We start from the raw sequence: 26002 nt of genomic DNA, 5'->3' as shown, positions 1-26002 counted from the left end.
AAGGAGTAGTCATGGCAGAAGTAATTCAAAGTCCAACAGCATTAGGTGATGTAGCAGCGCGGCAATTAGCAAACGCCACCAAAACCATTCCACAGTTAGCCACGATTTCTCCTCGTTGGTTGACGCAATTGCTTGGCTGGGTTCCTGTTGAAGCGGGCATTTATCGCCTGAATAAAGTCAAAAATGCATCCGATGTATTAACGGATTGTTCTGGACGTGGCGATGAGCGCGTTTTACCTCAGACTTTTGTTGACTATGACTCTAATCCGCGCGAATACTTTCTTAGTGCTGTGAATACCGTATTAGACGTTCATACTCGTATTTCCGATTTATATAGCAGTCCTTATAACCAAATTAGCGAACAATTGCGTTTGACTATTGAAACGGTCAAAGAGCGTCAAGAGGGTGAGTTAATTAATAATGCTGAATATGGGTTGTTGGCAAATGTAGCGCCAGAACAGCGCATTAAAACGCGCACTGGCGCACCTACCCCTGACGATCTGGATGAGTTGTTGACCAAAGTCTGGAAAGAGCCTGGATTCTTTTTGGCTCATCCTAAGACGATTGCGGCTTTTGGTCGTGAATGTACGCGTCGTGGTGTGCCTCCTCCAACTACTGGATTATTTGGCAGCCAGTTCCTTACTTGGCGCGGGGTTCCATTAATTCCATCTGACAAGGTAAAGATTCAAGATGGGAAGTCTTCAATCTTATTAATTCGCTCTGGCGAGAAGAAGCAGGGTGTAGTTGGCTTGTATCAGCCTAATTTGCCAGGGGAGCAAAGTCCAGGTCTATCTGTGCGCTTTATGGGAATTAATAACAAGGCAATTGCTTCTTATTTGGTTTCTCTGTACTGCTCTTTGGCGGTGTTAACTGATGATGCGCTTGCAGTATTAGATGGCGTTGAGATTGGCAAATATCATGAGTACAAGTAATCCCGCGCAGGTAGGGTTACTTGACCCTAAGATTTTGGCAGAGTTGGCAAATCAAAATTACTCGGATTATCAAGGGCCGACGAATCAGTTTGGTGATCCCCGCGATAATTTACCAAGTGGACTGGCTAGCTATTCTTTGCAACCAGCAACGGGATTGGATCTGTCGGATCTAGCCCGGCTAGCTTTGGGTGGCTTGCAGCAGCAAGCCGGCCATGATGCGCTTGCTAAGAATCCAAGCTCATTATCTTTGGGGCGTAGTTTTGGTACTGAGCAATTTATACCAAGTACCCTTCTATATGGGCTGACTAATCCTAGTCATGATCAATTAATAAATCATACATTTCCCGATCACATTCCCGTATCCAAAATTCAGCAGACAAGCCTTGATCCTTTGTTAGTCCGCAAAGATTTTCCAATACTCTCTGAGCGGGTAAATGGTCGCCAACTAATTTGGTTTGATAATGCCGCAACCACACAAAAGCCAAAGTCTGTGATTGATCGTATTAGCTATTTTTATGAGCATGAAAATTCGAATATTCATCGTGCTGCCCATGAATTAGCTGCAAGGGCTACGGATGCTTATGAGGGTGCTCGAGAGAAAGTACGCGCCTTTCTAAATGCAAGGTCAGTAAATGAAATTGTATTTGTTAGGGGTACTACAGAGGCAATTAATTTAGTCTCTCAAAGCTGGGGGCGACAAAATCTTAAAGAAGGCGATGAGATTATTCTAAGCAACTTAGAGCATCATGCCAATATCGTTCCATGGCAATTACTTGCTAAAGAAAAGGGCTTGAGAATTCGCATCATTCCTGTAGATGATGATGGCCAGTTACTTTTGGATGAATATCAAAAGTTATTTAATAGTCGCACAAAGCTTGTCAGTTTTACGCACGTCTCTAATGCCTTGGGTACGATAACACCGGCTAAAAAAGTTATTGAGATCGCTCGTGCTGCTGGTGTTAAGGTTTTATTGGATGGGGCTCAGTCTATATCCCATATGAAAGTGGATTTGCAAGATTTGAACCCCGATTGGTTTGTATTTTCTGGTCACAAGATCTTTGGCCCAACTGGTGTTGGTGTCTTGTATGGGAAGGAGGATCTCCTTAATGCAACTCAGCCGTGGCAGGGCGGTGGCAATATGATTAAAGACGTTACTTTTGAGCATACGCAATTTCATGATGCGCCAGGGCGATTTGAGGCTGGAACTGGGAATATTGCGGACGCGGTTGGGCTTGGTGCGGCATTAGATTATGTGAGCTCAATTGGTATTGATCTCATTGAACAATACGAGCATCAGCTATTGCTTTATGCAACGCGTCTTTTAAAGGATGTGCCGGGAGTGAGATTAATTGGTACGGCAAAAGAAAAAGCGAGCGTTTTATCCTTTGTGATTCCTGGTATTAAAACGGAAGATATTGGCGCCGCATTAAATAAGGAAGGGATTGCCGTACGCTCAGGCCATCATTGTGCTCAGCCCATCTTGCGACGTATGGGGGTAGAAACCACTGTACGTCCATCGTTAGCGTTTTACAATACCTGCCAAGAGGTAGATGCATTAATTTCGGCCCTATATAAGTTGCCGCGCAACCGTTATTAGAATTTTAATTAGGAATACTCATGACTTACTTTACTGATAACTCACAAACGATTGGTCGCACACCTTTAGTTCGCCTTAATCGTGTTACTGATGGCGCTAAAGCAACTGTGCTTGCCAAAATTGAAGGTCGTAATCCGGCTTATTCAGTTAAATGTCGTATTGGCGTAGCTATGATCAATGATGCCCAAGAAAAAGGCCTTTTGGGGCCTGGCAAAGAAATCGTCGAGCCAACTAGCGGTAATACAGGTATTGCATTAGCTTTTGTGGCTGCTGCACGCGGCATTCCATTGACGCTGACAATGCCAGAAACAATGAGTCTCGAGCGTCGTAAGTTGTTGACTGCTTTAGGAGCCAAGATTGTTTTGACTGAGGGTCCGAAGGGAATGAATGGGGCAGTTGCCAAGGCAAAAGAAATTGCAGATTCTGATTCTAAATACGTGTTGCTCCAACAATTTAGTAATCCATCCAATCCAGCCATTCATGAAAAAACTACCGGCCCAGAAATCTGGGAAGATACCGACGGCAAGATCGATGTATTTGTAGCTGGTGTTGGTACGGGCGGCACAATTTCAGGGGTAGGTCGTTATATCAAAAACGAGAAGAAAAAGAATATTGAAGTCGTCGCAGTGGAGCCAACTACAAGTCCGGTGATTACTCAGAAACTCAATGGTGAGGAAATCAAACCAGCTCCGCATAAGATTCAGGGTATTGGCGCTGGCTTTATTCCAGATAACCTCGATTTATCAGTAGTAGACAAAGTTGAGCAAGTTAGCAACGAAGAAGCCATCGAATTTGCTCGTCGCATTGCCAAAGAAGAGGGTATTTTGGTGGGCATCTCTTGTGGTGCCGCTGCTGCCGTTGCTGTACGTTTGGCTAAAAAGCCAGAGTATGCCGGCAAGACAATCGTAGTTGTGCTGCCAGATGCTGCTGAGCGCTACCTGAGCTCTGCGTTGTTTGAAGGTGTCTTCGACGAGAAGGGATTGCCTTCATAATTTATTGCGGAGAAAATCTCCGCTATCAGGCTCCACGCCGTAGGCCTTCCAGGTATATAGCTTGAGAGTTACCAAAGAAATTACCAATGGATAGGATTGAAGCGTTCCGTATCCATGGTAACTTTAGGAAGCATTTAAGCTATGCATGTACCCCGGGGGTCTTTTAAAACCGATACACCCAATTTGACCGATTAGGCATGACACCCATAATGGTACCTAAGGTGTCAAGCCCATCCAACTCAGTCAAACAACCCTAAATGTTCGGCAATTCTTTCCGTTGATTCCTTGGTAAGAAATGCTTTTGGTTGAGGGGCGTTCAATTCTGATCCCAATGACTTTGCTTGATTAAGCATCCACTGAACGTGCCTGGCTATTTGGACTCTATAAGCCGCGGTAATGTTAATTTCCGAAATAGTGGTTCTTAATCGATTTCCAAGTAAGTGAAAGTCGTATGCCAAACGAGTTAATTCAACATTTGTGGTCAATTTATTGCGTTTTTTGCTTCGTTTCTGAGTCATTTTTTTCTACCTCTAATTTTTTTTAAATATTTACAGTACAAGTCCGATGTATTTTTGAGAACATTGCTGGGCTAGCGCTGTGCCTGTTTGTTAATAAGTGGCGCAGAGGGTCAAAAATCAGCTAAAAACCGTTCCTAACCCTTCGCGCGCGCGTAGCCTAAGTCATCAAATCTGGGAAATTGACATAAGCCACCTCTGGTTCAAATTTCATGAGCTCCTGAGCAAGCCTTGTTGCTGCCAACATTCCGCTATTGAAGCCATGACTCCAGTCCCCAGTGCGCGCCGACCTGAGGTCTGCTGTTTCGTTGGGATACTGTTGCTCAACTCTGTCGATGGCATCTTGTAGTCGAGGGAAGGTTGCAATTTGCTCAGGTGACTTTCTTGCGTACCAAACTAGCGATTCATACTTCTTCTCCAATTGCTTTAATTCTTCGAGGGTTTGTTTTTTAGTTACAGCCATTTTGTTAATTCCTTTTCATTAAATTGAGATTTGTTGGTGTCGATGGTGTCGAAATAAAGGTTGTCTCCTAAAAGTGCCTCATGAGAAAAATACTTAGAAGACTTTTGGGAATTGGGCATTAAATCGTCACTATCGTCACCGCCAGAGTCATTGGTTATTCAAAGTCAAACTGTTTCCAGCGCTTTTGTGCAGCCTCTGTTAGTGATAGGCCAACATAAAAGCGTTTTGTGTCACCTTGCGCCTTTATTCGTTTTGTATCGACCCCACGGCTGCCTAGTTGGCGTGTAAAGGACTTTTGGCTGGCTGGGTGAGTGCCATTACTTCGAGCCCATACTTGATAGCTTCCAAAAACCGACTTTTGACTCTCCATCTTTCCGGCACCAACCTCGCAACAGTCCTCTAAAAACTCACCCAGCATGTCAGACTCCTCTTGATAAACACGACTTGCATCTTCAATATGTTTTGGAGGACTTAGACGTTCCTTTTGCCAAAGCTGGCAGCCATCAATCAACCAAGCCAAGATTCCTTCCTTTTCGTCTAGGAGTTTTTGCTCTAACTTAAAGTCAGTTTTATCTTCTGGAACTTGGTATTCAAATGGAACTAGCCTCATACGACGCCATGCACCGTTGCTACTGTCGGTAATGATGGGTTTGTAGTTGCCTCGAAGCCAAATCTTGAACTGTGGCCAAAACTCAAAATATTCGGCATACATAAAGCGTGCCGTGATCCTTTCAGTAGACACCAGGGCTTTGAGTTTTTGATCATCCAAGCGTTGGTTTTCCCGCGTCTCGTTAGCCATCACCATGCGCGCTCCAACCAATCTAGCAACATCATTCGTGGCAGCAGAGTCCTTCATGGCCAATAGGTCAAAGTTCGCCGTTTGAACGTAATCGCCCATGATCTTCACGATGACGTTCGCCATGACCGATTTGCCGTTCTTTCCATGGCCGTAGCAAAAGTGAAGCAACTCCTCAGAAACATCGCCTGTTAACGAGTAGCCCAGAGCTTTTTGGATGTACTGAATGACATCTTGGTCGCCCAGAAATATTTCGTCGAGGAACTTAAGCCAAAGAGGGCAGGTTGCAGCAGGGTTGTAATCCGCATGAACTTGCCTACTAATGAGTAGCTTAGGATTTGCGGGTAGTAATTGCATCCGCTTGAGATCAACGACACCATTGGCAACGCCAAGTAGCATGGGTTTGCTATCAAGCTCACTAATGGAGGCAATGCTCATACCAGGCTCGCTAGTTGCAAGCTCAATCATGGCGATAATGCGTCCATTACTACGGATGGTTTTGGCATGAGACTGCCAAGCTTTGGAAACAGCCCCTGTTGGGTCTAGCTTGAACAGCTCGCCCGCCTTATCCATAATTTTTTCAGCTACCAACTTTGCTGCACCCATCTGCTCATCTTTTTGGCACCATTCCCAACGCTTGCCATTAAAGCGGAGCCATTTACGATTGGAGTGACAAAACAGAAATTCACCTTCAAACATGGCTCTAAAATGCCGAGCGTTATCTAGGTCTCCCATGATGTGCCCTTGATTTTCAGTAATCTGTTGGCGCACTAAATGCAATAGCCAGCGAAAAGTTTTGTTTAATCGCTGGGGATTAAGGGTGGTGCTTTTCCATAGGGCATCTACTTCATCGGCGTTATACATTTCCGGAATACGAGCGCTGTACTCATGGAATAGCTCAAGCCCTTCGTCGCTGCCTTGGGTTTGATGATGTAGGGCAAAGCAAACGTCTCTCCAGTTGTCCCTATCCTCAAAATCTTTTAGCCTAGGTAATACTTCTGAGCGAATCCGATCTACATCCCACCCTGCAACTGGTAGGTTGTGATCAAACGGGATCTCCTGGTGAATGAATGTGCTCTCACTTTCGGATCCAGTAAGCAAAGAGCGCCACTTATGAACCATGGAGAAATCTTGATCCAGACCCATGGTGTAGCTGGCATCATCAATGGCGTCCCCAGTAACCATGACATAGGAGCCGCCACATAGGACATCAATGCCTGATCCATCACCAAACTTACCTCGTTTGGTGCCTAAAGACCATCCATTCTGCTTAACAAAGATATGCAAGCCTGTGCCGCTGACTGATTTTTCAACGAAGCCGTGAAGACTAGTCAGAATATCCTTGGCAAAGGGTTTTAAAGCCTCTCCATCGAACGCCTTATCTAAATCAACGCACAAGTAGTCGGTATCGTTTAAAACGAATCCAACACCATGAAAACGTCTTTCACTGGGTTCGCGGTCAAGCTCTTCATTTAGTTGGGCTTTAACAATTTCAAAAGATGAGCGATTCTTTTGTGCGCCCCAGGCCAGCTCAGTTACACCACTAGCCGACAAACGCACGGGCACCTTATCAAATCGACCATCTTTCTTTGGTCTTAACTGCACTAATACCCAGTTATCAATGACTTTGAATTCTTGTGGAATCTGATCTAAGTTCATGCTGCCTCCTTCAGTGAAGTTGGACTGCAAAAACTATCGATCCAGGCATCCACATCAGATTCTTTCCAGACGCTGATAGCAGGGGATAGCTTGATTGGCTTTGGGAATTGACCCCTGGCGACTTTTAACCAGAGGGTACTTTTAGCGAGGGTTGTTTTGTTAGCTACGTCGCTAATGCGTAGCAGTTTGATACTTGTTTGCATCTGCCTGATCTCCTATTAAGTTATTGGCAGATGTCAGTTTCTTGCTCACGTGGTGTTTTTACCGGTTATCACTGAAGTGTTCCTTCTTTAGTCTTGAAACTTCTCTCTTGCTGAATTTTGCTGAGAGTCCAGTTGCTTTTTCAAAGTAGTTTCTAACGGTTTTGATGGCCCATTCCTCTCCTCCAGAGTCAGAAATTTCGGGAGCTGGTGGAATAGGGAAGTAGTGCTCAAGGACAACTACATAAAAGGAGAAATCTTCAGATTTAATAGGTCGATTTAGGATCTTTTCAAATTTCTTGAATGCCGCTTTTAAGCAATCGTTATTTTCCTTGAATCGTTTTTCTTTACCCTTGCTTTGTTTTTGAACTGTTTTCTTTCTGCCGCTGTAGAAGGATTCAAATTGCTCAGAAAGAAACCTGATTTCATTGCGTTGTACTTCTACATATTGATTAAGTTCTTCCACAGTTGTTGCAGCGTACCCAAGTTCCTGTGCAAGCCACTCCTTACTCTCACTCATCAATATTGGCTTTAGTTCATCAATCCTCTTTTGACGACCTTTTTCGGTGGAATAAAGCTCAATAGGAGAATTAGGATCGTATTCAAGCCCTTTGCTTCTGATGATCCATTCTTCATAGGCTTCATCAATTTTGTCCTGTAGAGAAACTCGACCTTTTCTTGGTTTTCGATTTAATCTTTTTGCTTGTATATCGGCTACTGCTGCCCTCAAAATTGTTTTTGTATCGGCGATTTTCAGTGCGCCAACAAGTTGTTCTAGTTTCAGCGTATCAGGATCATTCTTGGCCTTTGCTCCAAGCCTCTTCCTTTGGGCTTTAAGGGCACTCTCTAGCTGAGCCAAATGTTCCTCCATAGCCTCTCTTAATTCTGCTTCACTCATATTTAAGCCGCCTTCAATTCAATTACATTTTCGTTAACTATATTGCAGTACCGTTCCCAATCATTTAATAACTGTCTACGTTTCTCAAGCAAGTCTTTTCTTCTGTACGCTCTTTCCACAGTATTTCTAATTGTGTGGGCCAGCGACATTTCAGCAACTTCTGCTGAGTGACTCGTTTCCTCCGAAACCCAGTCTCTAAAGGATGATCTAAAACCATGAACTGTGGCATCTACTTTTGCTCTACGCAGCATCATCGGCATTGCCATGTTGGTAATCATTCTCCCATTACGAGAGAAGAGGTATTTACTATCTTCGTCTTTTGCTTTGGCAATCTCTAGTATTTCTAATGATCGTTTGCATAGGGGAACTCGATGTTCCTTTTTGGCCTTCATACGACTTCCGGGTATCGTCCAAACATCACCATCAATTTCGCTGCGTAGGCCTCCAATAACCTCGCCAGTTCGTGAGGCGTTCAGAATGAGAAACTCAAGAGCTAGGGCACCCATGGAGTCCATTTCCCGAAGTTGGGCAACAAGTGCCGGAACTTGACGATAGGGCAGGGCCTTATGGTGCTCAACTTTCTTAATCTTGTTAGGCGCTGGCAGAATGGTTTGAAGGTAATTTTTCCACTGAGCTGGATTAATACCAGAGCGCAGTTTTCGCGTGGTAGCTGCGGCCAACACCCATTCAATTCGCCCACGTAATCTTGAGGCGGTTTCAGTTTTGGTGGTCCAGATTGGATTAAGGATCTCCAAGATGTCTTCCATAGTTATTTCGTCAAGAAATTTCTCCCCGATAATGGGGTAGGCAAACTCTTCTAATGTGTACTCCCATTGATCGCCATGCTTTTGGTTGGTCCACTCGGCGCGTTTAGTCTGAATGCAAGAATGAGCAAAGTCTTTGAATCGAACCTTTTCTGTTTCTACAGCCTGTTTTAAGGCTTTAGAAGCCCTTTTGGCTGCTACGGGGTTTGTGCCCTTGGTAAGCTCATCACGAGCTTGCTGAGTCTTTAATCGAGCGTCAGCAATAGACAGCGCAGGGAAGGATCCAAGGCTGGTGTTGTGTTGTTTCCCATTGTGAGTAAATCGGAAGATCCAATACTTATTGAGATTCGGTTTTACCCAGATGTGCAACCCTTTTACAAGAGCATCTGTGTAGCGGCCGGGTTGCTTGAGGTTTTTGACTGTTTGATAGTCGAGCTTGATAGTCATTTGCTTCTCCATTAGTTACCAAAGTTTGTTACCAAAATCCACCTCTGTAATGAGGTGAATCGCTTTAGATTCCAATGTATGACTCGAAGCCTTTTAGGGGCAGTTATCACTTAAGTGATAACAATTTCTTTATTAAAGACAATGGGTTAGGGTGTCTTAGTGAAGCTAATAGCATCCAATCGAACTCATAGCCATACACCCCTAGGCTAAGCCGTCCGTTCCGCCAAATTTCTAAATAAAAAAGCCTCCGACTTGGAGGCTTTTTTATTTACTTCATTGGATTAAAGCAATTATTGCTGAGATGAAGTGGGTGACCCTGTTATGTAGCCGTTAGAGTCTGTAGGGCCGCCTGAGCTTGCTGCCTGATTGGCCGACTTTTCTGCTCTAGCTATTGGCAGTGGGGCAGTTGCTTTACTAACAAGAGTGGTTACAGGCTTTAAAGGATTGGCAGCAGATGTTGTTGAAGCTGTTTTTTCAGTCACAACCACTGGTTTAGTGGCCGTAACAGTTGTAGCAACTGCAGCATTAGTCGCTGTAGTTTTTGCAGTTGTAGCAGCTGCGGCTGCCTTAGCTGCGGCTGCAGCAGCAGCGGCTTTGGCTGCCGCCTCTTTTGCGGCTTCTTGTTGCTGCGCTAAAGTTTGAGCAGTTGTAGTAGCTTGACTAATACTGCAAAAAAAGGTTGAGACCATTAGCAGCAATAGTGAAAAAAACGCGTTAGAAAGGTTATTTCTCATTACAAATTTGCCTTCAAAGTTATTTAGTTAAGGCTTGGCACATCAAAGTTGCCGCTAATTCGCTCTAATAGTATCAGGGTTTTTGCATGAATGGCTCTGGCCTCTATCAGCTCCGATTCCACATCACGATATTTCAGAATTCCAGCCAAACTATTATTTTTTTGACCGCTAACTTGCTTAAATGCTGCATTGGCATTTTTTAGTCGTTCCTTTGCCGATTCATACTGTAAATAGGTTTGATTAATTTCGGTCACAATTTTTGTTTTTGTCGACGCCAAGTTAGCCTCATGCTCAGTTACAGCGTTTGAAGCTACTATGACCTCCGAGTTATCAATAAAGCCATTCCCTAAAGGCACCGTCAAAATAAAGCTGAATGATTTTTGGGATCCATATCCTGTTCCACTGGAGGTATAGGGGGGTGTCTCGGTATAGTAAACACCGGGCATAAAGTCTACATTTCTATTTGCCTGAACCAACTCTAGATTTGCAGATGCCGACTCAATTGAAGCTTTGTTTGTTGAGATATCCGGTCTTTTTTCCTGTGCATGAGATATTAAGGTGTTTACATCGAGAGATTTTGGTGGGACGTTTAAAGTTCCAACAGGTAAAGGCAATGTCTGGGTAGGCTCACCTAAATAGTTCAGTAGGCCGTAAGAAAAGAACTTTAAATCATTGCTTAAGACTTTTTGTGATGAAATAAATTCATCCTTATATCTAGTGGAATCAGTTGTATTGAGTAAGCTTAGTTGATCAATGGCTGCCTGATAGCTTTGCCAAAGTAATTTGGTGCGCAACGCATCAACATAGTTAAAGATGGCCTGGGTTTCGACGGATCTCGATTCATTAACCATTTCTGCAAGCTGTCGATTTGCTTCGGCCTGTGCGTAAGCCTCGCGAGCAGAGCGCTTCCCCCATCCCTCTACCGTTACTGTCGCCCCAAATGTATTTGATGAGGGGTTTGTATAGCCAACATAAGGCTGTTGTGTATAGATGCTGCCTTTTGAGTAGGTGAGCAGGGGGCTAAGATGCGGCATTCCAGCCTGTTTTGCAACTGCTGACGCCGAATCTGAATTAAGTCTTTTTACTTTAATGGTTGAATTTTTCTCGTTCAGCTCATTTAAAAAGGAGGCGAGCGTTATTGCCTGAAAGTTGGTTCCTTGTGTCTTGAAAGGAGGAAAATTTTGACAGAAAGATAGGTTGCAATAAGAAATAAAATATAAACCTATAAGCAGAATAGAATTTTTATAAGACACCTTAATTAGCCCCTCTATTCTTTATGATGAGATTGGGGGTATTAGCATTTAAGTTGTGAATTAAAGATGACTTCTCGTAGCCTTGCTTAATGAAGTTGATTACTTCGTTAGCAACGATTTCTCTCTCATTATCTACAGTAATCATGTGGTAAGAGTTACCAAGCCATATAACCCGCCTGGTTTCTGAGGAGATGGCGCGAAGAATCATGTCTGGATTTTTTGGCGAAGCCGTTTCATCATCAATTGCATGAATGATTAAAGTATCACTTTTTACCTCACTCAACGATTTTTTGGCGTCCTTAATCAATTGCAAGGATTGGTAAAGGTGCTTAGCTGGCAAATGTGCAGCACCAAGTTCGCTTACAGTGTTTGCTTGGACGGCTTTACGAATATGACGCCTTAGCTCTTTATTTTTAACTCCAAATGGCTCTGACTCCTTGTAATGCCAGTTTCTTATGCCAACTTTGTAAATCAGAGAGAGAAATGGGTGGTACCAGGGCACCGACCAGCCGTCAAAAATTAAAACTGGGGACAGGATGCAGAGGCTTTGAAGTTTTTGATTTCTGCTGGCAACTGACAACGCAAGGGTGGCGCCCATGCTTAGGCCAACTATAGATACAGATTCATGTGATTCTTGAAGCTCGCTACACAGTTGATCGACAAACTCAATCCATTCTGGGTAATCCGTTAAGGCTGTATGTGCTGAATAGCCTGGTATTCTAGGAATTACATAAGTTAAATTGGATTGCTGAAGTAGACGGGGGATTACCCCCATTTCCAAGGCTGACCCGCATAAACCAGGCAGCAAAATTACTGCATGCCCTGAATTGCCTTGGTAGAATGATTCAAAACGTTCTGGGTTATTAGGTAAAGCGCTCATACAGGTGCTTAAACGGACCAATTTTGTAAGGCTTCATTATTACCTATGAAAATATTAAATTCGAAGCGATGGGCAAAAAGCGGTCCAGAAGCCTACTTCTTTGCTTTATTTGGCGTGTTTGTTGCTTTTTGCATACGCTTTAGTTTGCATGGGTTTTTGCAGGGCAACATTCCCATGACTTTTTTCATTATGAATACGATTGTCATAGCCCTTTTTTATGGTTATCTGCCAAGTCTTCTAACAATTCTGCTTTCTATCCCTTTGGCCTTCTTTTTCTTTGTTCCACCCTTTGATTCCTTTGATACGCCAACGCCACAAGACGGTTTTGTATTTTGTTCTTATATCCTGATTGCCTTGATTGCCGTAGGGATTGTAGAGTGGCTTCAGCGGGAGCGCTATAAAACTGAATTGATGAGCAGGGTAAGCAATAGCAATTTTCAACTACTTAGCGAGGCTAGTAGCTCACTAAAAAGAGCAAAAAACCTTGTTTCGTAGGTTTTTTCTTTTTTAATTGCTAGTGTTAATGCAAATTTCCCTAGTCTATGTAAGAATTGCGCGATGCATAAAATTTTAGCAATTCTGTCTGGCTTACTGTTGTCTATTCCCGCTTATTCGGCTGGTTTGGGCTTTAACCCATTTGAGCGGAGTTCGCCCACTTCGGCTACGGGGGCTGCTAAACCAAGTCCGGCCTCACCAGCCCCAGCCGCAACTCCAGCGCCTAAGGCTGCGCCTTCCCCGGTTGCCCCTGCAAAGCAAGATGCTCAAACTCAGAAATCATCAAATACGCCAAACAAGAAGTAATTAAAAGACTGGCTTCTATTGCTGCTTTATTTTTTGAATTGCTGTATTAGACTTTCTGGGAGTTTGGGATGCTAAATACAGTGGCTCAACAGCAGGCATCAGTTCTGTAAGTTGCTCGATTCGAGTATCGCCTGATGGGTGAGTGGATAAGAACTCAAATGTGCCTTTACCCTCTGTGGCTTTATTCATCTTTTGCCATACGCTAATTGATGCCTTGGGGTTATATCCAGCTCTGGCCGCAAGTTCTAATCCAATCGCATCTGCTTCAGATTCGTTCTGACGTGAATTTGGTAAAACGAGAACATATTGAGCTGCTTGATTTGCAGCGCTTACTGCTGAACCATAAGGCCCAGCAACAGCCATGGCGATATTAGCCACAGCGCTTTGAGCCATGGCTTGCGATAGACGCTCACGTCCATGCTCTCTTAATGCATGTGCAATCTCGTGTCCCATGATGGCTGCAATTTCATCATCAGTCAGGTTTAATTGCTCAATTAGCCCTGTATAAAAAGTAATCTTTCCGCCTGGAGCGCATGTTGCATTGAGTATAGGGGCGTTGATAAGTACAAGCTGCCAATTCCACTGCTGCGTATCATCACGAAAAACTCCAGTTTGAGCAATTAGTCGTGTGGAGATGGTCTTTAGCCTATCGTAGGCAGGGCCGGAGGTGATAAGAATATTTTTCTCTTTAGCCTTTTGGTTTTGCTCGCTATAGCTAGCTGCAGATATGCGATCCACCTGAGAAGCGGGCACCATTAAGAATTGGGATCGATCAACACCAACTGCTCCTGACCTTGTTGTATTAGCGCAGGCCAGAAGCAGGGTGGTTAAAGTTAGACCAAGAAAAACCTTACTGCATACAACCAAAAACTGCATCTAGTTACTTCTTAGGAGCTGTTATTGAGGCTGCCATAGCGTCGTAGTAGATTACCTTTACCTGCTCACCCACGTTAACATCAGCTAATAGGGCTGGGTTTTTGACAGTAACGGTGGTCACTTTTCCGCTCGGTCCTTTTACTGAAACTAGTTTTTTCTCGCGGTTTACTTCAACAATGTCGGCTACGATAGTGGTCTTATTGGCGATAGTTTCAGCTGGTTTTTCATTTGCCTTAGAGGTTGTGACAGTATTGGTTTCCACTTTACTGCGCACGCCATCACTCTTTGTCTTAATTAACTCAATTGCCACGGCGAGTTGATAAGTCACATTGAGATGATCGCCTTTTTTAATTTGATTGAAATTGGTAATTTCAGGTCCAGCAACAAATTTAGATTCACCTTCTTTATTCTTAAAAGTGATGGTGCGAGTTTTCTTGTCAACCTTAACAACATCACCCTCATAAAGGGAATAACTATTGTCGACTACTGCAGCATCAATCACCATAGGTTTACTAGAGGCTGGGTTCGCATTACTTTGTGCAACAGCTGCGGCTGAGAGAGTAGTTGCAGCTATAAGCCCTAAGGAGGCTTTAATAAATTGAATATTCATTCTGTTCCTTATAAGTAAACTATCTTGCTATCAATATTAGCGCAATTTTCTTCAAAATTAGCTATTTAGGACCTGATTCATGCTTCTGATGAATATTCTCATCTTTGTTAAGATTCTTGCTTAATCTGTATTTCAAAAGGATCCAATGCCACAGTTTGCCGCTAACTTAACTATGCTTTTTAACGAAGCTCCATTTTTAGAGCGCTTCAACTTGGCTGGTAAAACAGGATTCAAAGCCGTTGAATTCCTTTTTCCATATCCATTTTCTGCTCAGGAAATCAAAGCACAATTAGACAAGAATCAATTGCAATTGGTCCTCCATAATTTGCCTGCTGGAGATTGGGATGCGGGTGAGCGTGGCATTGCATGTCACCCTGAAAGAGTAGATGAGTTTCGATCAGGGGTTTCTAAGGCTGTTGAATATGCAAAGACTCTAGGCGTTGGGCAACTAAATTGCTTGGCAGGTAAAACCCCAGAGGGCGCAAACTCTGATGTTGTGCGTGCGACCTTTATTGATAATCTACGCTTTGCTGCTTCTGAATTAAAGAAGGCAAATTTGCGTTTATTAATTGAACCGATTAATACATATGATATTCCTGGGTTTTATTTATCCAGAACTGAAAAAGCAATTGAAATTATGGATGAAGTGGGGGCTGATAACCTCTATCTTCAATATGATATTTATCACGCTCAACGCATGGAAGGTGAGCTGGCAAATACCATTCAAAAATATCTGCCACGTATTGCCCATATTCAACTTGCAGACAATCCTGGACGCAACGAACCAGGCACTGGTGAGATTAACTTTCGTTACCTCTTCAAGCATCTTGACCGTATCGGTTACAAAGGGTGGATCGGCTGCGAATATAAGCCAGCAAACACTACCGAGGCAGGTCTTACTTGGTTAAGCGAACATACTTCTTAAAACATTTATAGATAACAATTAAAGCCGGAGACATCATGAGTAATCAATTAAACCTAGGATTCATTGGGCTTGGCATTATGGGTGCGCCTATGGCTAGTCATTTAGTAAATGCTGGACATTCTGTTTTCATCAATACGCGCAGTAAAGTACCTGAATTGCTTGCTTACTCAAAAGCCAAGCAATGCCCTAGCCCCAAAGAAGTGGCGCAGAATGCAGACATTATCTTCACAATGGTTCCTGACACCCCAGATGTTGAAAAAGCTCTCTTTGGAGAAAATGGTGTTGCGGCAGGATTGAGTAAAGGAAAGATTGTTGTGGATATGAGTTCGATATCCCCAATCGCTACAAAAGAGTTTGCTAAAAAAATTAATGCGCTTGGGTGCGATTATTTAGACGCTCCAGTATCTGGTGGTGAAGTTGGCGCTAAGAACGCAACTCTTTCGATTATGGTCGGTGGTGATGAGGGCGTATTTAATAAGGTTAAGCCAGTTCTAGATCTGATGGGTAAGAACATCAATCTAGTAGGTGGCAATGGTGATGGACAAACCGCAAAGGTTGCAAACCAAATCATCGTTGCATTGAATATTGAAGCCGTTGCAGAGGCTTTGTTATTTGCTTCAAAAGCTGGCGCAGATCCAGCTAAAGTTCGTCAGGCATTGATGGGTGGTTTTGCTGGTTCAAAGATTCTAGAAGTTCATGGTGAGCGAATGGTAAAGCGTACATTCGATCCAGGTTTTCGTATTGAACTCCATCAGAAGGATTTGAACTTAGCCCTTAATAGCGCAAGATCACTTGGCGTATCTCTTCCGAATACAGCGACAGCACAAGAGCTTTTTAATTCTTGCTCGGCTCATGGTGGAAAAGGCTGGGATCATTCAGCAATGGTTAAAGCTCTGGAGATGATGGCTAACTTTGAAGTAGGGCAGAAGTCCTAATCGACTTCAATCTTTATGAGCACAACGCTATTGGTTTATTTACATGGGTTTCGCTCTTCGCCGCGGTCTAGTAAGGCAGTAATGACAGGCGAAGGGATCAAAGCTATATCAAGCCTAGAGAATCCATTTGAATGGTATTGCCCACAATTACTTGCATCACCCAAGGAAAGCATGGCAATGGTCGAGGATCACATTAATCGAACAGGCGCCGATCGAATAGTGGTAGTGGGTTCTTCGCTTGGTGGATTCTATGCAAATTACCTTGCTGAAAAATATGACTGCAAAGCTGTTGTTTTAAATCCTGCAGTTAGAGCGGCAAGAGAGTTGGCTCCACACGTTGGCATGATGACCGCTTATGACAGCGATGAGCCTTTTGACTTTCGCCCCGAATACATAGATGAACTTAAATCTTTGCAAGTTGAAAAAATTAGCAATCCATCCCGATATTTTTTGATTGCCGCTAAGGGTGATGAACTTCTGGACTGGCAAGAGATGGTTGGCTTTTATCCAGGAGCCAAACACCTTGTACTTGAAGGTAGCGACCATGGTATTGCGGACTACGCAGACCATCTTCCTCAAGTACTGAAATTTATCTCCGCCTAAAAGATTCTCTCTGTTGATTGCATTTTGCTTCTTCGGTAAGATGCTCAAAACGACCGCTTAAAGATAAGGCATTTTGAAGCGGCCTGGAAAGGAGAGATTGTGCTGAGCATCTTGAAATTAGACGCTGGTGGAATTCCCCAAGGCTGGGTGAACGCAGAAGGTGCTACCAAGCATTATGCGGAGAGCAGTGTTCTTTGGACATTAGGCGACCCTATTATGCGTATGCGTGGCGGCATATCTCGAGTCAGCGGTACGCAATCCATTATTGAGCTCCATTCGATCATTGCCGTTAAGGGTAGTTCAAAAATCAATCTTTTTGATGTAGTCCCTGTAATTACTAAACACAAATTGTTTAAACGTGATCGCGGTCTCTGCGCTTACTGTGGAGATGCTATTTCGGAGAGTTGTGCTGAAGCAGAACATATTATTCCCAATAGCAGAGGCGGAAAGTATTCCTGGATGAATCTTGTTATTTCATGCAGGCCTTGCAATCAGCGCAAGGGTAATCGCACTCCTGAGCAGGCTGGAATGAGTTTGCTTTATACGCCATACCTACCTAGTCTCTATGAAGATATGATTTTGAAGGGGCGCAATATTTTGGCAGATCAAATGGATTTCTTGGCGGCTAACCTTCCGAGAAACAGTCGACTTCTTGAGGGTCTGACATAAAGTCAACACTTGCTAGTATTGCAATCTAGTATGAGCTCACTTTTTCGCAAACAATCTTTGCGAATCCTTCTAATTGCCTTGCTCCTATCTTTATTGGGGCATCTCATTCTATTTTTTGGACTACCGTTCATTTCCTTTTCCACCATTCCGGAAGTCTCAGATGATTTAATAATTAGATCTGAATTGAAATCGGAGCCTCCGAAAAAAATTCAAGTGACCAGAGCTCCTAAGCCAAAACCTAAGGAACAAACCCCTTCAAATGATTTGCTGGATAACCAAGCCTCAAACTTAATCACCCAAGGGGGTGCATTCAATCAAGCTGGAGTTCCGTTTAAGTTACCAGAATCGGGAACCATTTATTACGATTCCTTTGTTGATGGTCAGAAGTTGCAAACAGGTGAAATTGATTGGATTGCGGATGGAAACTCCTACCGTCTATACGTAAACATACCTTATGCATTTGTTGGCCCCTTTGTCTTTGAATCAAGAGGAACGGTTGACTCATTTGGTATTGCCCCGGCCATTTATTGGTCGCAACGTGGCACTAGGCCGCCACGCTACTCCCGTTTCGATCGAGATCCAAATGGAGGAGGGCAGATGTTTTTCTCAGAGAAGCCCGAATTCACACCCAATATAGTTCCGGGTACTCAAGATCGATTTAGTCTGATGTTTCAATTGGCATCGCTTCTTAATGGGGACAGTAAAATTGATGAGCCAGGAACTGTTCGATCCATACCTGTTGTTGACTACAACACACTAGATCAGTGGCATTTCAAAAGCTATGGGGAGGCTGTCAATGAAGATATTCCAAGCCTTGGTAAGTCAATAAATCGACATTACGCATTAATGCAGCGGGAAAATGACCCCTATAAACGACAGGTAGACATCTGGTTAGCTAAAGACCTTGAGTGGCTTCCTGGTCGAATTCGCTCTCTAGAAGCTAATGGGCGTGTTCTGGAGCTAGTTTTTAAGCAAAAGAATCCTATTGCTTTAAACCCAACTCCAAGCGCTGTTTTGAACTAACTTGGTTGCTTAGGGGCTTGACTACCGTTCTTATTGATTAAAGAACCCATCATTGTGTACAGCGCTGCACCTGACATAGATACGGCAAATATGCCTGTAAATGAGATGATGATTGGCAATATTCTCCATTGTTCCGTCAACTTGTAATCCCCATAACCGACGGTTGTATACATTTCGCCAGCAAAGAAGAAGGTCTGTGGATTGGTCGGAAAGACCTTAAATGCCACGCAAATGTAGGCCCAGATAATGATTTCTGCAAAATGGATTGCTATTACTAAAAATATGGCTATGAAGTACGAAAGAAAGCTAGCGCCATGGATGTTATGGCGTGACATAACGTTATCAATGTAATGAAACGCGCTGGCAATGCCTAAAACTACAACCGCATGCACTGCAAGCATCAAGCATGCGCTCAACATCACAATCCATATCTGGCTATTTGCGATGTCGGCATTAATCTCATTGAATAGATTTACAAAGCTGGGTAGGTCAACGTTCTGGATAAGGTTTGGCATAGCTGGAGCGTGTATAGGATTATTGGCTTTATTTCTTATTTGACATAATAATGATTATACGCAAATAGCATTTATGTAGCTTTTGTAGGGAGCGCCTTCAAAGGACCTGGATATGGCTGTTTATATAGCCTCTGCCAGCGTGACTTTAAGCCATCAGCAATCCATGGCTTGTCGTAGATTTCAGCTATATCAATGGCTGAGAATCCTTGTGTATTTCGTAAGCGAATGTCCGCGCCATTCTCAAGCAGGAAGCGAATGAGGTCTTCATTGCCCGACTGAACTGCCATCATCAATGGTGTTGTGCCGTTTAAGGCATTTGAGTCAACTACAGCACCATTTGCCACTAGAAACTTTGCAACATCAAGATTGCCTTTAGCGCATGCGTAATGCAGTGGTGTCCAGCCAATATGGTCAATACGAGCCTTGTTTTGCAGAACTAGAGTTTTAACTAAGGGTAAATCACCTTCAATGGAGGCCATCATTAGAGGCGTTTCACCATACTTATTGGATAGATCTACGTCAATATTACGGTTTTGGAGTAATACCTCTGTGACTTTGGTAGATCGGTCCTTAATTGCCAATACCAGCATCGGGTTGCCTTTTGAATCCACTATATTTGGGCTAACACCCTTGGAAATCAATGATTTCACTTCAGAAACATCATCAAATTTCGCTGCTTTTGCAAAATCCTCTGCTTGCGAAGTGGTCTGAGCACCCACCTTAAAGGCTGCTACAGTTAAAAGCAGCCCAAATACAAGGGAACATTTTTTAAGAAAATACATTTCTAAATAACTCTATTTAATTGAAAACATTGATAAAAATTCTTGGATGTCTGATCTGCGAGTACATTTACAGTTACACCCCTAAGATCGGCTATAAATTCACCCACCTTAGAAACCCAAGCTGGTTCATTGGTTTTGCCGCGATACGGAATGGGCGCCAAATAAGGAGAATCGGTCTCAATTAGCATGCGTTCAAGGGGGATTTTCTTGCAAGTCTCTTGGAGGTCTTTAGCGCTCTTAAAGGTCACAATTCCAGAAAAAGAGACATAAAAACCCAAATCCATAGCTTGCTTGGCCACTTCGTAGTTCTCGGTGAAGCAATGCATTACCCCGCCGATGGCATCAGCACCCTCTTCTTTCATGATTTGAATGGTATCGGCTGAAGCTGAACGAGTGTGAATGATTAAAGGTTTTTTGACCTTTATGGCTGCGCGAATATGGGTTCTAAATCGATCTCGTTGCCACTCCATGGACTCATAGCTTCGGTCGCCCATGCGGTAGTAATCAAGGCCAGTTTCACCAATCGCGATAATTTTGGGGTTCTTGGAGGCAGTATCCACCAAAAATTCCTCAGTGGGCTCTGGAGTATCTTCATAGTCTGGATGAACTCCCACCGATGCATACAGATTGTCATTTTCTTGGGCTAACTTCAGGACATTTGGAAAATCCGGAATATCGACTGAAACACAAAGTGCATGACTAACTTTGGCAGCTTTCATGTTCGCCAAAACTTCAGGTAGACGACTTTGGAACTCTGGAAAATCGAGATGGCAATGGGAATCAATGAACATAGGCCCCATTTTAGACTGTCTGAGTTAATTAAGGACCTGGTCTAGACCTCAAAAACTTGTTGATATTGAGACAGCAAAGCCTCTAATTGAACGCGGGCGGCTATGGGGTGATTTTCAGATCGGCGGGCCTGAAGAAGGGATTTCCAAAATTGAAGCAACTTGATAGTTTGGACTGATTGCGAGAGGCTCTTCAACGTACCAATATGTTTTGGGTAGTATCGTGGTACACCGCCCCCGTTCACCAATTGAAGATCAGAGATCCAGCGTTGAATGGTGGCTAATAAAAATGCATATTGCGCCTTATGAATCTTTTCTGAAGTCTCTAGCCAATTAATTCGTGCGCCCTGCGACATAGATTGAAGCAACACTCGCGAAGCTGCAATAGAGATGGTGAGTTCATCCTTCTCGTCTTTGTGATGTCTGGCGATCAATGATTCCAGAACTGCATAGGGTGCCCCACCCTGCTCGTCAAAAATTGTTTCGATATCACTGTCAGCAACCTTGATTTCTGGGGAAGAGCTAAGCTGAGATTTAAGCCAGGCTAAACCAGTTGACCGATCGGGTCTAGGGGCGGTTAATAATCTGCAACGCGAGCGTATTGTTGGAAGTACACGATCTACCCTATCAGCCAATAAGATAAAAATAGTTTTATCTGGTGGCTCCTCAAGAGACTTGAGTAAGGTGTTGGCAGAATCAGATCGCAACATCTCCAGCGGGTAAATTAGGATCACGCGATTGCCACCTCGGTGGGATCCTATAGATAGGCCCTCAATGGCGCTTCTAGTCTCTTCTATTGAAATGTTCTTCTTTTCTTTTTTCTCGCTGGATTCCGAATCATCATCTTTTATATTGCGTGATTTCTTGGCAGGCTCATCCGACTCATAGTCAGCTTGCGGCAGCAATTTTCGATGAGTTTCCGGAACTAAAGCCGTAAAGTCTGGATGGTTTCCTGTATTAAACCAATGACAACCATCGCATTGATTGCATGGCTTTCCAGATGGAGTTGTGGATTCACATAACAACGCCTTGGCAAGCTCAACAGCGAATGCGAATTTTCCTATCCCTGATTGCCCATGAATCAAAATCGCATTGGGAAAACGATCAAAATCCAAGCTCGACCACAGCGGCTTAAGCCATGGCGCAATTTTGATTTCTTGTTCAATAGCGGGAAACATCAAATGCCAATCAAATCTTGATTTCCAGACACTCTAAACCACTCCAGATTATTTCTGGGGTTTGGGTTGCATCTACCAAATGAAAGCGCTTTGGATCTTCTTTGGCGCGCCTTAAATATTCCTGTCGAACTTTCTCAAAAAAGTTGAGATCCATTTTTTCGAATTTGTCAGGGGTTCGCACTTTTGAGCGACGAGCCTCGGCCACTTCCCCAGGCAAATCAAACAAGATAGTGAGATTTGGCTGAAGCAAAGAGCCATCTGCTTGGCCCTGAACCCAGCGCTCTAGATCATTTAATTTGGCGATGCTTAGCCCCCGCCCTCCTCCTTGGTATGCAAAGCTAGCATCGGTAAATCGATCTGAAATCACAATATTTCCAGCTCTTAGCGCAGGCTCAATGACCTGGGCAATATGTTCACGTCTTGCCGCAAACATGAGAAGCGCTTCCGTTTCAAGATTCATGGGGGCATCGAGCAACAGACTTCGTAATTGTTCGCCCAAAGCTGTTCCGCCAGGCTCACGAGTTACTACCACCCCTCGATCTGGGTAGCGACCTTGGATCAGTTTGCAAAAGCTATCGATGTGCGTACTTTTTCCGGCGCCATCAATGCCCTCAAAGCTAATGAAATATCCTGAATTCATGGTGATCTTATAAGTCTGTTGTGCTAATTGGATTTAGGCATTGATTTACGTTGATATCGATCAACAGCTGATTCATGTTCATTCAACGTTTCTGAAAAGTGGCTACTTCCATCACCTTTAGCAACAAAATATAAAGCCTTGCTTTGTGCTGGATGTGTCGCAGCTAAAAGCGATTCTTTACTAGGCATAGCTATAGGAGTTGGTGGCAGACCTTTGCGCATATAGGTATTGTAGGGACTATCTTTCCGTAAATCCGCTTTACGAAGATTGCCATCAAATCGAGGTCCAATGCCATATATAACCGTTGGATCGGTTTGCAGCATCATTCCCTTATTAAGCCTATTTATAAAGACAGCAGCAATTAAACCTCTATCACCAGATTTGCCGGTTTCCTTTTCAATAATTGAGGATAGGATCAATAAATCGTAGGGATTATTTAGTGGCAAACTAGGTGATCTTTGCCGCCATGCCAGGTCAAGCTGTTTTTGCATAGCCTGAGAGGCGCGCTGGTAAATATTGACATCAATCTCGTCAGGATCAAAGACGTATGTGTCAGGATAAAAAATGCCTTCATCACTCGAATAGTTGAGCTTCAAGACCTGCAGCAAAGCTTTTGAGCTAATACCCTTAGTTTGATGAATTAATGCAGGGTGTGAATCTATTAAATTGCGGACCTGCCAAATTGTCATGCCGGGAATGATCGCGATACTCTCACGGACTCGATCGCCACGCGCTATTTGCAGCAATACTTCCCCAAGACTTGCGCCTTTAGGCAGTAAGTATGTTCCGGGCTTTAATTTTACTCCAACAAACAGAGCTCTCGCACCTACTTGAAAGGGAACGGTTGAGAGAAACAGTCCTTGTTCTTTTAATTGTTGCGCAATACTTGTTAAGCCTGATTGAGGCGTAATTTTTACCTTGTACGCTAGATCATTTTGCGCATTGGAGATTCTTGGTACAACCGGCCATAAGAAAATAGCGGCATAAATGATGACTACAAATCCAATGAGGGCCAAAGTGTAAGAAAGCAAGCTAGGGGCTTTGGACTTCTTTCGTTGGAAAAGGGACCTTCCCTGAATTTTTTTACGCATCAGGCTATGATAAAAGGAAGATGACTACTGAGAACCAAAACTCACTTGAAAACGGTATGCCCATTGCTATCGGGCTCTGCTCCCTGCCTGACTGGAGCTTGATTTTCGTTGAGGGGCCTGATGCGGCTAGTTTTCTACAAAATCAGCTCACCAATTCTGTTTTGGGTATGGATAAGACTATTTCACCTGAAATGGCTCGTACACCGTCTTCAGTCAGATTGGTTGGTTACTGCAGCCCAAAAGGAAGATTACTGGCTAGCGCCTGGCTAACTTTAGCTCCCCACGACCCTTCTTCAGAAGATCGTTTTGCGCTATTTATTTCTAAGGATATTGCCGCAAGTACTGCTAAACGTTTATCAATGTACGTATTGCGCTCTAAAGTGAAAGTCATTGATGCGTCTAATGATTGGAGTGTTTTAGGCTTTTGTGCACCAATCAATCATGTGAATTCGTTCACGATTGATGGTATGCAAATTGCCCTTCAGCTTCCTAACGTTCAGGTTCATGATCAAGTCTACGATCGAGCATTAATTGCCCAACCAAAATCTCCTGATTCAATTGAAAATCAAAGTGAAGTTTTGCAGATTTGGAATGATTTAGAGGTTCTCAGTGCTATCCCAAGAATTGTTCAAGCGACGCAAGAGCAATTTGTGCCGCAAATGATTAATTTTGAATCCGTTGCGGGGGTGGATTTCAAAAAGGGATGTTATCCAGGCCAAGAAATTGTGGCGCGCAGCCAATATCGTGGCGTTATTAAACGACGCTTGAGCTTAGCTCATGTTGCAATCGATCAACTTAATGGGACCACCTTTAATCCTGGTGTAGAGATTTTTCATGGCAATGATGCTAGCCAGCCTGCTGGAATAGTTGTTTTATCAGCACAAAGTGTTTTTGACTCTAGTCGCATAGACCTGCAAATTGAGTGCAAATTGGAGGCCTTGGAACATGAGGAAATACGACTAGGAAGTATCGATGGGCCTGTGTTAAAAATAGATCCATTGCCCTACCCTTTGATCGAAATTTAAAAAGTCCGCCAATACTATGTGCCTCATCCTTTTCGCCTGGAATTCTCATCCAGACTATTCACTAGTGGTGGCTGCGAATCGTGACGAGTTTTACGAGCGCGATACCGAAGGAATTTCCTATTGGTCAGAGCACCCGGACATTCTTGCCGGAAGGGATCGCGCAGATGTATTGGGAAGTCCGGGCACATGGCTCGGGTTTAGCAAGGCTGGCAAGTTTGCTGCTCTTACCAATGTTCGTGCGCCTAGCGAAAAAAATCCGGATGCACGTACTAGAGGCGAACTATCTCTAATGTATTTGACGAGTAAAGATAAGCCCGCTTCTTTCGTAGAACAACAATCAAAACGGTTTGGTCTCTACAACGGCTTTAATTTGTTGATGGCTGACTTAAGTAACCCTAAAAATGCAGAGATGCATTGGGTTAGCAATCGGATGTTGATGGGACATAGTATTCGCCCTAGAAAGGTATTTCCACACCAACCATTAGCTCCTGGTGTCTATGGGCTATCCAATGCCATGCTTGATACCCCGTGGCCCAAAGTAAATCATCGTGTGGCCGCATTTGCTCAAGCCCTCGCAATGGATCAAGGCGAACTGAAAAATGCAGATCAATACCTCAAAGTTCTAGCTGATACGCGTTATGCAAGTGATCACGAATTGCCCAGCACTGGAGTCAGCAAGGAATGGGAAAAGGCTCTGTCTCCAGCATTTATTAAAACACCCTCTTATGGAACGCGTTCGAGCACCCTACTTAGGGTGCGCAAAGATGGCAACTTTGAAATGGTAGAGCGCCGCTTTGATGCTACCGGCACGGTTGGACACGATGTAATTACTGGCGCCCTCAGCACCGCACCCGATTCAAACCTTTCGGTTTAATGATTTAGAGAAGTTACTTACTCTGAGTGTAGGTCTTCGTTAACTACACGCTCACCTTTTGCATTGCGGGTCGGCAGTCTTTTGATGTACTGGAATGTGCCCGTAGCCATACAGCAAATCTCACCCTGATCGTTATAGAGCTTGGCTTCGCAAAAAGCCATTGTTGCCGTTCTGCGAACAGTATCCGCCTTCACACGCAATATACCGTTAGCAGCTTGCATGAAGTTATTCTTTAATTCAATGGTGACTACGCTGCGATCGCTTGGGTCTCCAGAGCGAGCAGCCACAGCCATGGCAACGTCCATTAGCGTTAATAAAACGCCGCCATGAGCAACAGCCCAAGTATTTGTATGCTCTGGTTTAAGGGCAAGAAGAATCTCCCCTTTGCCCATTTCAGCACTAAGAAAACGTACCCCCAAAAGTTTTAAGAAGGGAACATTTAATTCCTCTCCCAAATTAGCAAGTTGAGTTTGTGGGTTGATTTGGACTTGTTTATTCATAGGAAGATTTTAGGGTCTTTAGCGCCAATTTGGGAAG

General features: G+C 43.7%; 29 protein-coding genes. 12 read left to right on the top strand and 17 right to left on the bottom strand.

Annotated features, from left to right (window positions below):
• Positions 1 to 11 precede the first annotated feature (11 nt).
• From DCO17_RS05295 to cysK, 3 genes are read left to right on the top strand one after another with little or no spacing between them, the layout of a single operon-like run.
• Positions 12 to 932, top strand: a complete 921-nt coding sequence (locus DCO17_RS05295) for a family 2A encapsulin nanocompartment shell protein (protein WP_173955734.1) — start codon at positions 12 to 14, stop codon at positions 930 to 932.
• Positions 919 to 2529 carry a family 2A encapsulin nanocompartment cargo protein cysteine desulfurase gene (locus DCO17_RS05290; protein WP_254598821.1) on the top strand — a complete coding sequence of 537 codons (1611 nt, stop codon included), beginning with the start codon at positions 919 to 921 and terminating at the stop codon, positions 2527 to 2529. The genes DCO17_RS05295 and DCO17_RS05290 overlap by 14 nt, the downstream gene beginning before the upstream one ends.
• Before the next feature lie 20 nt (positions 2530 to 2549).
• Positions 2550 to 3521 (top strand): cysteine synthase A, encoded by a 972-nt coding sequence (gene cysK / locus DCO17_RS05285; protein ID WP_173955732.1) that lies wholly within the window; start codon positions 2550 to 2552, stop codon positions 3519 to 3521.
• 675 nt (positions 3522 to 4196) lie between these two features.
• Here the strand turns inward: cysK and DCO17_RS05280 are convergent.
• From DCO17_RS05280 to DCO17_RS05245, 8 genes are all read right to left on the bottom strand, one after another.
• Positions 4197 to 4499, bottom strand: coding sequence for a hypothetical protein (locus tag DCO17_RS05280; RefSeq protein ID WP_173955731.1), 303 nt, complete (start codon positions 4497 to 4499; stop codon positions 4197 to 4199).
• A 154-nt stretch (positions 4500 to 4653) separates the two neighbouring features.
• Entirely contained in the window at positions 4654 to 6954 is a 2301-nt protein-coding gene (locus tag DCO17_RS05275) for a phage/plasmid primase, P4 family (RefSeq protein WP_173955730.1), read from the bottom strand.
• Entirely contained in the window at positions 6951 to 7157 is a 207-nt protein-coding gene (locus tag DCO17_RS05270) for a helix-turn-helix transcriptional regulator (protein ID WP_173955729.1), read from the bottom strand. Before DCO17_RS05270 ends, DCO17_RS05275 begins: the two co-directional genes overlap by 4 nt.
• Positions 7158 to 7215: 58 nt before the next feature.
• The gene (locus tag DCO17_RS05265; RefSeq protein ID WP_173955728.1) at positions 7216 to 8052 is read right to left on the bottom strand and encodes a hypothetical protein; all 837 of its coding nucleotides are present in this window, start codon (positions 8050 to 8052) and stop codon (positions 7216 to 7218) included.
• 2 nt (positions 8053 to 8054) lie between these two features.
• Positions 8055 to 9263: a tyrosine-type recombinase/integrase gene (locus DCO17_RS05260; protein ID WP_173955727.1), complete on the bottom strand. Its 1209-nt coding sequence runs from the start codon at positions 9261 to 9263 to the stop codon at positions 8055 to 8057.
• Between the two features lie 290 nt (positions 9264 to 9553).
• A complete protein-coding gene (locus DCO17_RS05255; RefSeq protein WP_217425449.1) occupies positions 9554 to 9997 on the bottom strand; it encodes a hypothetical protein in 444 nt (147 codons plus the stop codon).
• A gap of 23 nt (positions 9998 to 10020) precedes the next feature.
• Complete coding sequence (locus DCO17_RS05250) at positions 10021 to 11250, bottom strand: TolC family protein (RefSeq protein WP_173955725.1); 1230 nt, start codon at positions 11248 to 11250, stop codon at positions 10021 to 10023.
• A 1-nt stretch (position 11251) separates the two neighbouring features.
• Complete coding sequence (locus DCO17_RS05245) at positions 11252 to 12130, bottom strand: alpha/beta hydrolase (protein WP_173955724.1); 879 nt, start codon at positions 12128 to 12130, stop codon at positions 11252 to 11254.
• 45 nt (positions 12131 to 12175) lie between these two features.
• Here DCO17_RS05245 and DCO17_RS05240 point away from each other — a divergent pair, with 45 nt between their 5' ends.
• Positions 12176 to 12625: a DUF4118 domain-containing protein gene (locus tag DCO17_RS05240; protein WP_173955723.1), complete on the top strand. Its 450-nt coding sequence runs from the start codon at positions 12176 to 12178 to the stop codon at positions 12623 to 12625.
• 63 nt (positions 12626 to 12688) lie between these two features.
• The gene (locus tag DCO17_RS05235; RefSeq protein ID WP_173955722.1) at positions 12689 to 12931 is read left to right on the top strand and encodes a hypothetical protein; all 243 of its coding nucleotides are present in this window, start codon (positions 12689 to 12691) and stop codon (positions 12929 to 12931) included.
• A 15-nt stretch (positions 12932 to 12946) separates the two neighbouring features.
• Here DCO17_RS05235 and DCO17_RS05230 read toward each other — a convergent pair whose 3' ends face one another.
• Both DCO17_RS05230 and DCO17_RS05225 read right to left on the bottom strand, forming a co-directional pair.
• Positions 12947 to 13807: a M48 family metallopeptidase gene (locus DCO17_RS05230; RefSeq protein WP_173955721.1), complete on the bottom strand. Its 861-nt coding sequence runs from the start codon at positions 13805 to 13807 to the stop codon at positions 12947 to 12949.
• Between the two features lie 4 nt (positions 13808 to 13811).
• The gene (locus DCO17_RS05225) at positions 13812 to 14417 is read right to left on the bottom strand and encodes a hypothetical protein (protein ID WP_173955720.1); all 606 of its coding nucleotides are present in this window, start codon (positions 14415 to 14417) and stop codon (positions 13812 to 13814) included.
• A gap of 145 nt (positions 14418 to 14562) precedes the next feature.
• Between DCO17_RS05225 and hyi the strand changes: the two genes are divergently transcribed.
• From hyi to DCO17_RS05200, 5 genes are all read left to right on the top strand, one after another.
• Positions 14563 to 15342 carry a hydroxypyruvate isomerase gene (gene hyi, locus DCO17_RS05220; RefSeq protein ID WP_173955719.1) on the top strand — a complete coding sequence of 260 codons (780 nt, stop codon included), beginning with the start codon at positions 14563 to 14565 and terminating at the stop codon, positions 15340 to 15342.
• A 35-nt stretch (positions 15343 to 15377) separates the two neighbouring features.
• A complete protein-coding gene (glxR, locus tag DCO17_RS05215) occupies positions 15378 to 16277 on the top strand; it encodes a 2-hydroxy-3-oxopropionate reductase (protein ID WP_437342818.1) in 900 nt (299 codons plus the stop codon).
• A 15-nt stretch (positions 16278 to 16292) separates the two neighbouring features.
• A complete protein-coding gene (locus DCO17_RS05210) occupies positions 16293 to 16880 on the top strand; it encodes a YqiA/YcfP family alpha/beta fold hydrolase (protein ID WP_173955718.1) in 588 nt (195 codons plus the stop codon).
• 99 nt (positions 16881 to 16979) lie between these two features.
• Positions 16980 to 17549 (top strand): HNH endonuclease, encoded by a 570-nt coding sequence (locus DCO17_RS05205; RefSeq protein WP_437342817.1) that lies wholly within the window; start codon positions 16980 to 16982, stop codon positions 17547 to 17549.
• A 213-nt stretch (positions 17550 to 17762) separates the two neighbouring features.
• Positions 17763 to 18572, top strand: a complete 810-nt coding sequence (locus DCO17_RS05200) for a DUF3108 domain-containing protein (RefSeq protein ID WP_254598820.1) — start codon at positions 17763 to 17765, stop codon at positions 18570 to 18572.
• On the opposite strand, the gene DCO17_RS05195 is transcribed toward DCO17_RS05200, so the two are convergent.
• The 6 genes from DCO17_RS05195 to mltG form a co-directional block, all read right to left on the bottom strand.
• A complete protein-coding gene (locus DCO17_RS05195; RefSeq protein WP_173955716.1) occupies positions 18569 to 19087 on the bottom strand; it encodes an ion channel in 519 nt (172 codons plus the stop codon). The two genes, DCO17_RS05200 and DCO17_RS05195, sit on opposite strands and share 4 nt — an antisense overlap.
• A 71-nt stretch (positions 19088 to 19158) precedes the next feature.
• Complete coding sequence (locus DCO17_RS05190; protein ID WP_173955715.1) at positions 19159 to 19869, bottom strand: ankyrin repeat domain-containing protein; 711 nt, start codon at positions 19867 to 19869, stop codon at positions 19159 to 19161.
• Positions 19870 to 19871: 2 nt separating this feature from the next.
• Entirely contained in the window at positions 19872 to 20660 is a 789-nt protein-coding gene (locus DCO17_RS05185; RefSeq protein WP_173955714.1) for a TatD family hydrolase, read from the bottom strand.
• A gap of 41 nt (positions 20661 to 20701) precedes the next feature.
• Positions 20702 to 21835, bottom strand: coding sequence for a DNA polymerase III delta subunit-related protein (locus DCO17_RS05180; protein ID WP_173955713.1), 1134 nt, complete (start codon positions 21833 to 21835; stop codon positions 20702 to 20704).
• A 10-nt stretch (positions 21836 to 21845) separates the two neighbouring features.
• Positions 21846 to 22475 (bottom strand): dTMP kinase, encoded by a 630-nt coding sequence (gene tmk / locus DCO17_RS05175; RefSeq protein WP_173955712.1) that lies wholly within the window; start codon positions 22473 to 22475, stop codon positions 21846 to 21848.
• Between the two features lie 23 nt (positions 22476 to 22498).
• Positions 22499 to 23566, bottom strand: a complete 1068-nt coding sequence (mltG, locus tag DCO17_RS05170; RefSeq protein WP_173955711.1) for an endolytic transglycosylase MltG — start codon at positions 23564 to 23566, stop codon at positions 22499 to 22501.
• A 20-nt stretch (positions 23567 to 23586) separates the two neighbouring features.
• On the opposite strand from mltG, the gene ygfZ reads away from it, so the two are divergent.
• Positions 23587 to 24591 (top strand): CAF17-like 4Fe-4S cluster assembly/insertion protein YgfZ, encoded by a 1005-nt coding sequence (ygfZ, locus tag DCO17_RS05165; RefSeq protein WP_173955710.1) that lies wholly within the window; start codon positions 23587 to 23589, stop codon positions 24589 to 24591.
• Positions 24592 to 24607: 16 nt separating this feature from the next.
• Entirely contained in the window at positions 24608 to 25465 is an 858-nt protein-coding gene (locus DCO17_RS05160) for an NRDE family protein (RefSeq protein ID WP_173955709.1), read from the top strand.
• 17 nt (positions 25466 to 25482) lie between these two features.
• On the opposite strand, the gene DCO17_RS05155 is transcribed toward DCO17_RS05160, so the two are convergent.
• Entirely contained in the window at positions 25483 to 25965 is a 483-nt protein-coding gene (locus DCO17_RS05155) for a PaaI family thioesterase (protein WP_173955708.1), read from the bottom strand.
• Positions 25966 to 26002: the final 37 nt, after the last annotated feature.

The sequence above is a fragment of the Polynucleobacter tropicus genome (genome assembly GCF_013307225.1).
GTDB lineage: Bacteria > Pseudomonadota > Gammaproteobacteria > Burkholderiales > Burkholderiaceae > Polynucleobacter > Polynucleobacter tropicus.
The sequence above is the reverse complement of the archived record's forward strand: the minus strand, read 5'-3'. Positions and strand labels throughout refer to the sequence as shown.